9 protein-coding genes and 1 pseudogene are annotated in these 12,640 nt (G+C 76.4%); 5 read left to right on the forward strand and 5 right to left on the reverse strand.

The annotated features are described in order from the left end of the window. The first annotated feature begins 120 nt into the window (after positions 1–120). Positions 121–1,602 carry a sensor histidine kinase gene (locus AC1VL8_RS10075; RefSeq protein WP_389226540.1) on the forward strand — a complete coding sequence of 494 codons (1,482 nt, stop codon included), beginning with the start codon at positions 121–123 and terminating at the stop codon, positions 1,600–1,602. Between the two features lie 543 nt (positions 1,603–2,145). Here AC1VL8_RS10075 and AC1VL8_RS10080 read toward each other — a convergent pair. After that, complete coding sequence (locus AC1VL8_RS10080) at positions 2,146–2,394, reverse strand: WhiB family transcriptional regulator (protein WP_122151410.1); 249 nt, start codon at positions 2,392–2,394, stop codon at positions 2,146–2,148. A 401-nt stretch (positions 2,395–2,795) separates the two neighbouring features. Here AC1VL8_RS10080 and AC1VL8_RS10085 point away from each other — a divergent pair, with 401 nt between their 5' ends. Continuing rightward, positions 2,796–3,245: a hypothetical protein gene (locus tag AC1VL8_RS10085; protein ID WP_483075073.1), complete on the forward strand. Its 450-nt coding sequence runs from the start codon at positions 2,796–2,798 to the stop codon at positions 3,243–3,245. A gap of 88 nt (positions 3,246–3,333) precedes the next feature. Here AC1VL8_RS10085 and AC1VL8_RS10090 read toward each other — a convergent pair whose 3' ends face one another. The 4 genes and pseudogenes from AC1VL8_RS10090 to AC1VL8_RS10105 form a co-directional block, all read right to left on the reverse strand. Further along, a complete protein-coding gene (locus AC1VL8_RS10090; protein ID WP_483075074.1) occupies positions 3,334–5,958 on the reverse strand; it encodes an ABC transporter permease in 2,625 nt (874 codons plus the stop codon). Next, positions 5,958–6,684 (reverse strand): annotated as a pseudogene (locus tag AC1VL8_RS10095) (ABC transporter ATP-binding protein). The gene AC1VL8_RS10090 and the pseudogene AC1VL8_RS10095 overlap by 1 nt, the downstream one beginning before the upstream one ends. 275 nt (positions 6,685–6,959) lie before the next feature. Then, positions 6,960–7,673 carry a response regulator gene (locus AC1VL8_RS10100; RefSeq protein ID WP_389226553.1) on the reverse strand — a complete coding sequence of 238 codons (714 nt, stop codon included), beginning with the start codon at positions 7,671–7,673 and terminating at the stop codon, positions 6,960–6,962. A 10-nt stretch (positions 7,674–7,683) separates the two neighbouring features. Beyond that, a complete protein-coding gene (locus AC1VL8_RS10105) occupies positions 7,684–8,955 on the reverse strand; it encodes a sensor histidine kinase (RefSeq protein ID WP_483075075.1) in 1,272 nt (423 codons plus the stop codon). 200 nt (positions 8,956–9,155) lie between these two features. On the opposite strand from AC1VL8_RS10105, the gene AC1VL8_RS10110 reads away from it, so the two are divergent. The 3 genes from AC1VL8_RS10110 (at position 9,156) to AC1VL8_RS10120 (ending at position 12,639) form a co-directional block, all read left to right on the forward strand. After that, positions 9,156–9,848, forward strand: a complete 693-nt coding sequence (locus tag AC1VL8_RS10110) for a response regulator transcription factor (RefSeq protein WP_389226559.1) — start codon at positions 9,156–9,158, stop codon at positions 9,846–9,848. 3 nt (positions 9,849–9,851) lie between these two features. Beyond that, positions 9,852–11,177, forward strand: a complete 1,326-nt coding sequence (locus AC1VL8_RS10115) for an ATP-binding protein (RefSeq protein ID WP_389226562.1) — start codon at positions 9,852–9,854, stop codon at positions 11,175–11,177. 100 nt (positions 11,178–11,277) lie between these two features. Beyond that, the gene (locus AC1VL8_RS10120) at positions 11,278–12,639 is read left to right on the forward strand and encodes a hypothetical protein (RefSeq protein WP_483075076.1); all 1,362 of its coding nucleotides are present in this window, start codon (positions 11,278–11,280) and stop codon (positions 12,637–12,639) included. Position 12,640: the final 1 nt, after the last annotated feature.

Below are 12,640 nucleotides of genomic sequence, written 5' to 3' on the forward strand. Positions count from 1 at the left end.
GACATTATCCGCCGGGTGACCGCGGCGCGTGCGCAGGCGGGCGGCGGGCGTGGCGTGGCGGCGCGGGTGACGCGTGGACGCCCCGCGCCCGGGCCCGGCGGTGGTGTCTACGCTGGGACGGTGTCCACCCTGAGCGAGCTCGTGCAGCGCCACTCCGACCTCGACGCCGCGGACCTCGAGTGGTTGCACCTGCTGGTCGGCGACTGGCAGGTCATCTCCGACCTCGCGTTCGCCGACCTGGTGCTGTGGCTGCCGGTCGCGGAGGGCGACTTCGTCGCGGTCGCCCAGTGCCGACCCAGCACCGGCGCCACGGTGCACTACGACGACGTCGTCGGCTCCCGCGCACCCGACGGCCAGCGCCCGCAGCTCGCACGCTCGCTCAGCGAGGTGAAGTCGCTGCGGTCGCGCGAGCCCCGCTGGTTCGGCTCCTACGCCGTGCGGGAGGAGGCCGTCCCCGTCGTGCGCGACGGCCGGGCCATCGCCGTCATCGCCCGGCAGACCAACCTCGGCGGCGCGCGGACCCCCAGCCGCCTCGAGCTCAACTACGTCGAGGCCGCGGACGACCTGATGGCGATGATCGCGCGCGGCGAGTTCCCGCTGCCCAACGCCGCCACCGGCCCCCGGCGGGGCGCACCCCGGGTCGGCGACGGCCTGGTGCGGCTCAACTCCGAGGGCGAGGTGCTCTACGCCAGCCCCAACGCCCTGTCCTGCTTCCACCGGCTCGGCGCGATGGACGACCTCGTGGGCCGGTCGCTGGTCGAGGTGGTCGCCGACCTGGTCGAGCAGAAGTCCACCGTCGACGAGTCGATGCCCCTGGTGCTCATGGGCCGCGCGCCGTGGCGGACCGACATCGAGGCGCACGGCGTCGCGCTGTCCCTGCGTGCCGTCCCGCTCACCGAGGACCACGAGCGGATCGGCGCCGTGCTGCTGTGCCGCGACGTGTCCGAGCTCCGGCGTCGCGAGCGGGAGCTCATCACCAAGGACGCGACGATCCGCGAGATCCACCACCGCGTGAAGAACAACCTGCAGACCGTCGCGGCGCTGCTGCGGCTGCAGGCCCGGCGCATCAAGGTCCCCGAGGCCCGGGCCGCCCTCGAGGAGGCCATGCGCCGCGTCGCCACCATCGCGCTGGTGCACGAGACCCTGTCGCAGACCCTCGACGAGACCGTGGTGTTCGACGACCTGGTCGGCCGGTCCCTGCGGCTCGCCGCCGACGTCGCCTCCGCCGGCAACAGCGTCCGCACCGTCGTGCGCGGCACCTTCGGGCCGGTCTCCGCCGAGGACGCCACGGCCCTCGCGCTGGTGCTCACCGAGCTGGTGACCAACGCCGTCGAGCACGGCCTGGCGGGCCGGGAGTCCGGGACCGTCGAGGTCACCGCCGACCGCGTCGACGACGAGGTCACGGTCATCGTCGCCGACGACGGCGCGGGCATCCCCGCCGACGCGGGCGCGGGCACCGGGCTCGGCACCCAGATCGTCTCGACCCTCGTCACCAACGAGCTGCGCGGGTCCATCGCGTGGTCGGCCCGCGAGGGCGGCGGCACCCAGGTCGAGCTCCGCGCCACCCTGCGCACCCCGAACCACGCGAACACGGTCGCGTAGCGCGGCGACGCCGCGCACCCGCACCCGCGCTCTCCCGGCCCCGCGCCGCCCCGCGCCCGCGCCGCGCCGCCGAGATGACACCGCCCGCCTGCGTCGCCACCCGCGCGCCCAGGCGGGCACTGCCATCTCGGCGTCGGCGTCGGCGTCGGTCTCGGCGTCGGGAGGCGCGTGGCGGCGAGAGGTCACGACACGCGGGTGGTCCGGGGCGGGCGCCGGCGTGTCGTGACCTCTCGTCGCCCGGGCCCCGGGGGAGCGGGTGGGTGGGACCGGGCGAGCGCCCGCACCGCCGAGATGACACCGCCCGCCTGCGTCGCCACCCGCGCGCACAGGCGGGCGCTGCCATCTCGGCGTCGGCGTCGGGAGGTGCGTGGCGGCGAGAGGTCACGACACGCGGGTGGTCCGGGGTGGACGCTCGCGTGTCGTGACCTCTCGTCGCCCGAGCCCGGGGGAGCGGGCGCGCGGGAGCGGCCCGGGGTGGACGCGACGACGCCCGCCTGCCCCGGAAGGGGCGGCGGGCGTCGGCGGCGGGTGCGCGGCGGGTGGTCAGCCGGCGCGGCGCTGGCGGGCGGTGCGGCGCTTGAGGGCGCGGCGCTCGTCCTCGGACAGGCCGCCCCAGACGCCGGCGTCCTGACCGGACTCGAGGGCCCACTTGAGGCACGTGTCGACGACGTCGCAGCGACGGCACACGGCCTTCGCCTCCTCGATCTGCAGCAGGGCCGGGCCCGTGTTGCCGATCGGGAAGAACAGCTCCGGGTCCTCGGTCAGGCACGCTGCGCGGTGGCGCCAATCCATCGAAAACACTCCTCAGCACGGGGGCATGCCACTCACCAGGGGGCTGGGTGGCGTGGGGGCGCAGAAGCACACGTCGACGCAAGGGATTCGCGGGGGCGTGAGCGTCGGCGCTCGGGATTCGAACTGCTGAGTACAAGATTCACATGGGCGCAGACGGCGCACAAGGGGTTACGCGGAGGTTTCTCGCGCGTAACGACTGAGGCGTCGGTCACACCTGTGGGGATCCTGGACGCCTCGGCCGCAGGCTACTCCGGTCGGCGCTCCCGGCGCCAATTCCACCCGCACGCTGGGACGAAGGTCCCGACGGCGGAGGGCCCCGGCGCGCTGACCTGCGGCGACGTCGAGACCGTCGAACCCCGGGAGACGGGGCGTGGCGGGACCGGCGCCGCTAGGGTCGCGACGTGACCGCCACGCCCCCGCCCGCCCCGCTCCCGCCCCGGCCCGCGCGCCCCCCGGTCCCGGTCCGCGTGCTCACCGCGCTGGTGCTCGCCCAAGCCGCGGCGCTGCTCGTCGCGGCGGTGGCCTGCGTGGTCGCGCTGGTCCGCGGGACCGACCTGCCGGGGCCGGTCGTGTTCCTCGCGGTCCTCGCGGCCGGGATGGGCGCGCTGCTCGGCGGCGCGGGCCGCGCCCTGCTCCAGGGCCACCGCTGGGGCCGCGCACCGGTGATGACGGTCCAGATCCTGCTGGTGGTGCTCGCGATCGGCTGGCTGGGCGTCGAGGTGGCGCCCTGGTCGGTCGGGGTCCTCGTGCTCGCCCTCGTCACCGGCGGGCTGCTGCTCGTGCCCGCGGTGGTGGGCTGGACGTTCGGCACGCCGGGGGAGCGCCGCGACGGCGAGGCCGACCGCGGCTAGGTGAACGGCGGGTGGACGACGGCGGGGCCGCCCGGTCCACGACCGGACGACCCCGCGCGGGTCGGACGCCGTCGGGCGCCCGGGCCGCTCAGTCCACGGCGAGCGCCGCGACCGGCGGGGTGCGCGCCGCGCTGCGGCCCGGGAGCACCGACGCCAGCACCCCGGCGACCAGTGCGACCAGCAGCACCGCGGCGAGGTCCCGCCACGGGACCCGGAGCTGCACGTCCGACAGGGACGCGAGCACCGAGGCGGAGCCCAGCCAGCCGTAGGCCAGCCCGAGCAGGACGCCGACCACCGCGCCGACCCCGGCGATCAGGGCGCCCTCGACCGCCATCGACGCCCGCAGCTGCCGCCGGGTCAGACCGAGCGCGCGCAGCGTCGCGGACTCACGGCGGCGCTCGATGACCGACAGGCTGAGGGTGTTGGTCACGCCGATCAGGGCGATGACGACCGCGACCGCGAGCAGCCCGACGACCACGGCCAGCATCACGTCGATCGTCCGCTGGTAGAGCGCGCGCTCGACCGCCGCGCCGGAGATGTCGAGCACCGAGTCCAGCGTGAGGTCCTGGACGCCCTGGACCACGCGCCCGGAGGCGTCGATGTCGGCGACCCGGACCCACGCCGTCGACGGCGTGCCGGCGGAGCCGATCGCGTCGAGCGTGCCGGGCGTCACCAGCACCGACCAGTCGTCCAGGTCGCTGACGACCACCCGCAGGTCGGTGCTCGCGGCGCCGGGCTCCGCCTGGCCGGTGAGCGCGTCCCCGAGGGCGAGCGAGAGGGTGTCGCCGTCGCTCAGGTGGAAGTACGAGGCCATGCTCGACGGCACGACCACGGTGGCGTCCGTGACCGCCTCGACGAGGTCGGGGTCGCGGAGCACGTCGGCGGCCTGGTCGGGGCTGACGGCGACGGCCGTCGCGGTCTCCCCGGCGTCCCCGATCGCCACGGTGGCGGTCGGCAGGACGGCGACGTCTGACACGCCCGCGACCTCGCGCAGCCGGTCGGCGGTGCCGGCGGGCAGCGGCTCGATCACGGTGCGACCCTCGGCGTCGACGGAGGTCGGTGCCGAGACCTGCAGGTCCACCGGGAACCGGGCGTCGAGCTCGCCGTCGAGGGTGGCACGGGAGGTGACGGCGCCGGTGCTCATCATCGTCACCAGGGTGACGCCGATCAGCAGCGCGGTGCTGGTCGCGGCCGTGCGGGCCGGGTTGCGTCCGGTGTTGGCGGCGGCCAGCCGGGCCGGCACCCCGGTGCGGCCGACGAGCCCGCCGGTGGCGGCCACGACCTTCGGCATCCAGAACACGGCGCTGACGAGCACGCCGACGAACGACGCCGCACCGCCGAGGAACGCGACGCCGAGGGCGAGCGCCGGGTCGACGGTCCGGGACAGGACGACCCCGGCGGCCAGCAGCACCGCGCCGCCGACGACGGCGAGCAGGCTCAGCACCAGCCGGACCCGACCGGCCCCGCTGCCGAGCGCCGGCGCGTCGGCAGGGCGCAGGGCCGCGACCGGGGCGACGCGGGTGGCGACGCGGGCGGGCGTCAGTGCCGCCAGGACGGTGACCACGGTGCCGACCAGCAGCGGCGCGAGCACGCTCGCGACGGTGGGCCGCACGACCGCGGGGACCGGGAACGGCAGGTCCGCGCCCCGCATCGCGAGGAGCGCGAGCTGGACCAGGAGCGTGCCGAGCAGCGCACCGGCGGCGGACGCGACCGCGCCGAGGATCGTCGCCTCGAGCAGGACCGACCGCCGGACCTGGGACCGCACCGCGCCCACGCAGCGCAGCAGCGCGAGCATGCGGGTGCGCTGGGCGACCAGCACCTGGAACGTGTTGGCGATCACGAGGCCGGCGACGACCATCGCGACGGCGGCGAACGCCAGGACCACCAGGAGGATGGCGCTGGTGCCGTCGCCGGAGATCGCGCGCTCGGCCGCGGCGTCGCGGGTGAGCACCAGCGGCTCGCCCGCGCCCGTCGCGAGGACGCCGCGCACGGCGTCCTGCACGACCGCGGTGTCGGCGCCCGGCTCCAGGGCGATCAGCACCTGGTTGGTGCCGGCGACCTCGAGCGGCTGGGCCTCGGGGCCGCGGCCCCAGCCGGACCAGCGCAGCACCGCCTCGGTCGTGGACATGCCCACGCCGTCGTACTGGGCCCACGCGGCCGTGGGGTCCGTGGTCAGCGCGACGACCGTGACGGCCTGGTCGCGCTCCAGGACGGTCGCCCCGTCGTCCTTCTCGTCGGGGGTGCGCTGCCACTCGTTGTAGGACACCGTGACGCGGTCGCCGAGCGCGACGCCGAGCCGCTCGGCGGAGCGCTCCGGCAGCGCGATCTCGTCGTCGCCGGCGGGCAGCTCGCCCGCGGTGACCTGCTGGGTGTCGAAGGCGTCGTCGCTCGGCACGGGGACGAAGGTCTGCGTGATCTGCTTGTCGCCCGCGGTGAGGTGCACGTACGGGACGATCACGCGGGGATCCGCGCCGGCGACGCCGGGCTGGGACCGCACCGCGTCCATCGTCGCGTCGGTGAGCGCCTGCGGGGAGCTGCCGATCAGGTCGGCGGTCCCGTACGACGCCGTGATGGAGTCGTAGGAGATCCGCCGCATCACGTCACCGGCGAGCAGCGTCGCCGCGACGAAGGCCGTGCCGATCGCGATCGCGATGCCCGCGGCGGTCAGCCGCCCGAGGCTGCGGCGCATCTGCGCCAGGGTGAGGCGCCACATCAGGCACCTGCCGGGACGTCGGCGACCTCGAGCTGGCGCAGCGCGTCCAGCCCGGCGAGCACGGCCTCGGGCGTCGGGTCGACGATGTCGCCCGCGATCCGGCCGTCGGCGAGCAGCACCACGCGGTCGGCGTAGGCGGCGGCCGTCGGGTCGTGGGTGACCATGATGATCGTGCGGCCCAGCCCGCACCGAGCGGCGCAGGAAGCTCAGCACCTCGGCGCCGGAGCGCGAGTCGAGGTTACCGGTGGGCTCGTCGGCGAACACGACCTCCGGCTTGGCGATCAGGGCGCGGGCGATCGCGACGCGCTGCTGCTGCCCGCCGGACAGCTCGGAGGGCCGGTGCGTGAGGCGCCGGGTGAGCCCGAGCGTGGTCACGAGGGTGTCGAACCAGGCGCGGTCGACGGGGGCGCCGGCGAGCTCCAGCGGCAGCAGGATGTTCTGCTCCGCGGTGAACATCGGCAGCAGGTTGAACGACTGGAACACGAAGCCGACGCGGTCGCGGCGCAGCCGGGTCAGGGCGTCGTCGTCGAGGGTGGTGACGTCGGTGGGGCCGAGGAACGCGGAGCCCGCGGTCGCGGCGTCCAGCCCGGCGAGGACGTGCATCAGCGTGGACTTGCCGGAGCCGGACGGGCCCATGATCGCGGTGAACTCACCGGCCGCGAAGTCGACGTCGACCCCGGCCAGGGCGCGGACCTCGGCCTCGCCGCGCCCGTAGACCTTGGTCAGGCCCCGGGCGCGGACGGCGGCCTGGGCGGCCGGCGCGGCGTGGGCCGGCGGTCCGGCGGGGGGTGCGGCGTGCGGGGCGGGTGCTCCGGCGGGGGTGAACGGGTCCACGGCAGTGCTCCTGGTGATCGGCGTATCCGGTGCCCTCGACGCTACGGAGCGGCGTGGCGCGGTGTCGTCCACCCGGGGCCCGGTCCGGGGGTCATCCCGGGGTACGACCTGGGTCGCACCGGGTCGGGCCCGGGGTCGCAGGAGGTCGGTCCCCGGGTCGCAGGAGGTCAGGCCCCCGGGACGACCAGGCCGGTCTCGTAGGCGACGACGACGGCCTGCACCCGGTCGCGGGCGCCGAGCTTGGCGAGGATCCGCCCGACGTGCGTCTTGACGGTGGCCTCCGCGACGAACAGGTCCGACCCGATCTCGGTGTTCGACCGGCCGCGGGCCATCAGCACCAGCACCTCCCGCTCGCGCTCGGTGAGCGAGGCGAGCTGCTCCTGCGCCGCGGCGGTCTGGGGCTGCTCGGCGGGCAGCGCGGTGACGAGGTGCTCGAGCAGGCGGCGGGTGCTGGACGGCGCGATCACGGCGTCGCCGCGGTGCACGGTGCGGATGGCCTCCAGCATGTCCTCCGGCGGCGCGTCCTTGAGGAGGAACCCGCTGGCGCCGGCGCGGATCGCGGACAGCACGTACTCGTCGAGGTCGAACGTCGTCAGCACGATGATCCGGGGCGCGGGGTGCTCGGGGGTGCCGGCGGCGACGATCCGCTCGGTGGCGGCCAGCCCGTCGAGCCCGGGCATCCGGACGTCCATCAGCACGACGTCGACCGGACCGAGCACCTGGGCCTGCGCGGTCGTCGGGGTGAGGGCCTGCACGGCCTGCACGCCGTCGCCGGCCTCCAGGACGACGGACAGGTCGGGCTGGGAGTCGATGACGAGCCGGAAACCCGCCCGCACGAGCTGCTGGTCGTCCACCACGCCGACGCGGATCGTCTCGGTCATGCGGGCCAGCCTAGGGCTGCGCCGCAGGTGCCGGCGCCGCCGCGTCCAGCTCGGGGGCTCCCGGGGGCAGCGGCAGCTCGACCCGGACCCGGAACCCGCCGCCCGGACGCGGCGCCGCGGTGAGGGCCCCGCCGACCATCGCGGCCCGCTCGCGCATGCCGAGCAGGCCGTGCCCGGCGCCGTCGGAGTCGGCGGCGGCGCCGCGCCCGTCGTCGTCGACCTGGAGCACCAGGGCGGACGGCTGCCACTGCACCAGCACGGTGACGGCCGGGGCGGGTCCGGCGTGCTTGAGCACGTTGGTCAGCGCCTCCTGGCAGATCCGGTAGACGGTCAGGCCGATGCCCGGCGGCAGCCGGCGCGCGGTGCCCATCCGGACCAGCGACACCCGGGCGCCGGACCCGCGCACCTGCTCCACGAGCGACTCGAGGTCCTGCTCCGCGGGCTGCGGCGTGTAGGGCGTCGCCCCGGTGCCGGGCGCCGCACCACCGGCGGCCGGGTCGCGCAGCACGCCGAGCAGCCGGCGCATGTCCGCCAGGGCGGCGCGGCCGGTCTCGCCGATCGTGGTGAGCGCCCGGGTGGCCGCGTCGGGGTCGGCCGCGGCCGCGTAGCGCCCGCCGTCGGCCTGCGCGACCACCACGGACAGGGAGTGGGCGACGATGTCGTGCATCTCCCGGGCGATGCGGGTGCGCTCGGCCGCCGTGGCGATCTGGGCCTGCTGGTCGCGCTCGACCTCGAGCCGCTCGGCCCGGTCGCGCAGGGTGGTGATCATCTCGCGGCGGGACCGGCGCATCAGCCCGAACGCCCAGGCCGCGACCGCGCAGGCGCAGCAGAACACCCACAGCGCCATCATCGTCGCGGCGAGCTCGGGGGCGTTGCGGTACCCGACCGTGGCCATCAGGGCCACCGACATCACCAGGGCGCCGACCACGGCCGACGCGATCGCGGTCCAGTGCGCCCAGCGCGGGCCGTGCACCGTGACGGAGTACAGGGCGACCAGCACCGCCAGGTCGGCGGGCATCAGCGTCGGCATCCCGAGCAGGATGTGCAGCAGCCCGGCCGCGTAGACGGCGATGACGGAGGCGACCGGGTTCCGGCGGCGCCAGGCCAGCGGCAGCCAGACCAGCGCCGACAGCACCACCCCCGCGACCGGGGTCCGGTCCCAGCCGGTCGCCACACCGGCGCCGAGCGGGATCATGACCAGCCCGGTGAGCACCGTGACGGTCGCGTCGATCCCGAGCTGGTGCCGCTCCTCCCAGGTCTGCAGCCGTTCCCACCACGTCATCGGGCCAGCGTAGGTCGGGCCTCGGGGCCGTCGCGTGCCCCCGCAGGCGGACCGGGCCGGCGCCGACGTCGTCCTACGGGCGGAGCGCGACGGCGGGCGGACCCGCCACGCGGCCCGAGGAGGCCGCCTGAGGACGACCCGACCGGACTGTGACCCGGTTGTGCCGTGTGCCAGACCGTTCCGTGACCTAACATGGCGCCATGACCCAGGTGCTGCTGGCCGAGGACGACCCCGCGATCGCCGAGCCGCTGGCCCGCGCGCTGGGCCGCGAGGGCTACGACGTGCGCGTCCAGGGCACCGGTCAGGGTGCCATCGACCGGGCCAGCGAGGCCGACCTCGTGGTCCTGGACCTCGGGCTGCCGGACATGGACGGCCTCGACGTCGCCCGCGCGATCCGCAACCAGGGCCTCACCACGCCGGTGCTGGTGCTGACGGCCCGGGCGGACGAGGTCGACCTGGTCGTCGGCCTCGACGCCGGCGCCGACGACTACGTGACCAAGCCGTTCCGCCTGGCCGAGCTGCTCGCCCGCGTCCGGGCGCTGCTGCGGCGCACCGGTGGCGACGCCCCCGACGAGGACGAGCTGCGCAGCCAGGACGTGCGCGTCGACGTCGCCGCGCACCGCGCGTTCCAGGCCGACCGCGAGCTGCACCTGACCGCCAAGGAGTTCGACCTGCTCCGCGTGCTGGTCGGCGCCGCGGGCACGGTCGTCGCCCGCGAGACCCTCATGCGCGAGGTCTGGGGCTCCGACCCCACCGGCTCGACGAAGACGCTCGACATGCACGTGTCCTGGCTGCGCCGCAAGCTCGGCGACGACGCGAGCGCCCCGCGGTACATCAGCACGGTGCGTGGCATGGGCTTCCGGTTCGAGTCCGGCGAGGGCACCCGGGGCTGACCCGTGCGCCGCCGCGTCCTCCAGGCCACCATCGCGGCCGTCACGGTCGCGGTCCTCCTGCTCGGCTTCCCCCTCGCGTTCCTCGGCGCCCAGTACGTCCGGGACAACGAGATCGGGGCGCTCGAGACGCGCGCGTCCGACCTGGCGCGCCAGATCGACAGCCGCGACCAGGAGAACCAGCCGCTGTCCGACCGCGTCCTCGAGCCCTACGTGGAGCGCGGGGGCGGCATCGCCGTCAGCGTGTTCGTCGTCACCGCCGACGGCGCCCGGTACCAGGCGGGACCCGAGGTCCCGGACCGCACGGTGACGATCACCGACGTGTCCTCGAACGGCACGCGCATCACGATGTACGCGTCGTGGTGGGAGGTGTTCCTCGCCAGCGCGCAGATCATGGGGCTCGTCGTGGTCGCCGCGGTCGTGGCGTTCGCCGCGGGCATCTCGATGGCGATCTGGCAGGCGAACCGCCTCGCGGCGCCGCTGGTCTACCTCGCGGCGTCCGCGGAGCAGCTGGGCTCCGGCCAGGTGCGCCCGCAGCTCGAGGCGTCCGGGGTCGAGGAGATCGACCTCGTCGCCGCCGAGCTGGCCCGCAGCGCCGACCGGATGGCCGGGCGGCTCGCTGCCGAGCGGCAGTTCGCGTCCGACGCGTCCCACCAGCTCCGCACGCCGCTCACGGCGCTCACGATGCGGCTGGAGGAGATCATGCTCGCCTCCGACGACGAGGCGATCCGCGAGGAGGCCCGGATCTCGCTGGAGCAGGTCGAGCGGCTGGTGACGGTCGTCGACGACCTGCTGACCCGGTCCCGGCGTGCGCAGGGCGGCACCACCGAGGCGATCCGGCTGGTCGACGTGGTGCACCAGCAGGAGGAGGAGTGGCGGCCGACCTTCGAGGCCGCGGGACGCCACCTCGTCATCGAGGTCGACCCCGCGGCGCAGGTGCTGGCCACGCCCGGCGCGCTCGCGCAGGTGCTCGCGACGCTGATCGAGAACTCGCTGCGGCACGGCGGCGGCACGACCACGGTGCGGTCCCGGCCGGGGGCGTCCCGCGCTGTCGTGGTCGAGGTCGCCGACGAGGGCGACGGCGTGCCCGACGACCTGGCGCCGCGGATCTTCGAGCGCGAGGTGACCTCCGGCCAGGGCACCGGCCTGGGGCTGGCGCTCGCCCGCGACCTCGCGTCCGCGGACGGCGCGCGGCTCGAGCTCGCGCAGCGCCGGCCCGCGGTGTTCGCGCTGTTCCTCACCGGCGTGCCCGCGGCGATGGCGCCCGACGTGGTGCTGCCGCGCGGGTCGGTCATCTCGCCGCGCAGCGAGCGGCAGCGCCGGCGGCGGTGACGGCACGTCGCGGGCTCGTCCGCCGCGGGTGGTGCGGTGCCCGTCCCGACGTGCGTAGGTTCGCCCTCGGGGATCCCACGAGGAGCGGGCGGGTGGCGCGGTGGAGGAACGACGGCAGGACGCGGGTGCGGACGACGTCGACGCGCTGACCGCGCGGGTCGCGGCGCTGGAGGCCGAGAACGCCCGGCTGCGCGCGTCCCACGCCGCGCAACCGGCTCCCGGCGACCCGCAGCGCCGCCGTCCCGGCCGGTCGGCGGCGGTGGTCGCCCTGCTGGTCGTCGCAGGCCTGCTCGCCCCGGTCGCGGTGGTCGCGACCTGGGCGCGGGACCTGCTGACCGACACCGACCGGTACCTCGCCACCGTCGGGCCGCTCGCGCGGGACCCGCAGATCCGGTCCGCCGTCACCGAGCGGGTCACCGCGGCGGTGGTCGACGCGGTCGACGTGCCCGGGCTGGCCGCCGACGCCACCGGGGCGGTCACCGGGCTCGGGCTGCCGCCGCGGGTCGCGGGCGCGGTCGACGCGTTGCAGGGGCCGCTCGTGACCGCCGTGACGGGGTTCGTCCGGCAGACCGTCGCCCGGGTCGTCGACTCCGACGGGTTCGCCACGGTGTGGGACGGGGCGAACCGCGCGGTGCACGCCCAGCTCGCCGCGGCCCTGAGCGGGGACCCGGACGCGCTGGCGACGATCGGCGCGGACGGGACGCTCACCGTGGACCTCACCGACGTGGTCGTGGCGGTCCGTGCCGCGCTGTCCGACGCGGGGTTCACCGTCGTCGACCGGCTGCCGACCATCGGCGCGAGCTTCCCGCTGCTGACCAGCGCCGACCTCGTCCGGGCGCAGGGCGCGTACCGGCTGCTGGACGTGCTCGGGGCGTGGCTGGTCTGGGTCGTGCTCGGGCTGCTGGTCGCGGCGGTGCTGGCGGCGCGGCACCGGTCCCGCGCCGTCGTGGCGGCCGGGCTGGCACTCGCCGGGGGGATGCTGCTGCTCGGGGTCGCGCTGACGGCCGGGCGGCAGCTCTACGCCCGGGCGCTGCCCCCGACGGTGCAGCGGCCCGACGCCGCGGTGGCCGTCTACGACCAGGTCGTCACGCTGCTGCGCGTCACGCTGCGCACGGGGCTGGTGCTCGGGCTGCTGGTGGCGGCGGTCGCGTTCGTCGCCGGCGGCAGCGCGCCCGCCCGGGCGCTGCGGGCGTCCTGGTCCCGCGCCGCGGCCGGGCTCGCCGCGGCGGGCGACCGGCGGGGCGTGGGCACCGGCAGGGCCGGGGTGTGGCTCGCCGAGCAGCGCACGACCGTGCGGGTCGTGGTCGCGGGCGCCGCCGCGGTGGCGCTGGTGCTGCCCGACCACCTGACGCCGGGGTACGTCGCCGGGGTCGCGGTCGTGGCGGTGGCCGTGCTGGCGGTCGCGGGGCTGGCGGCGCGGCCGGGGTCGCCGCCACGACCGGGCGGGCGTCCGCCCGGGTGAG

The organism is Cellulomonas sp. KU4C (assembly GCF_056868065.1).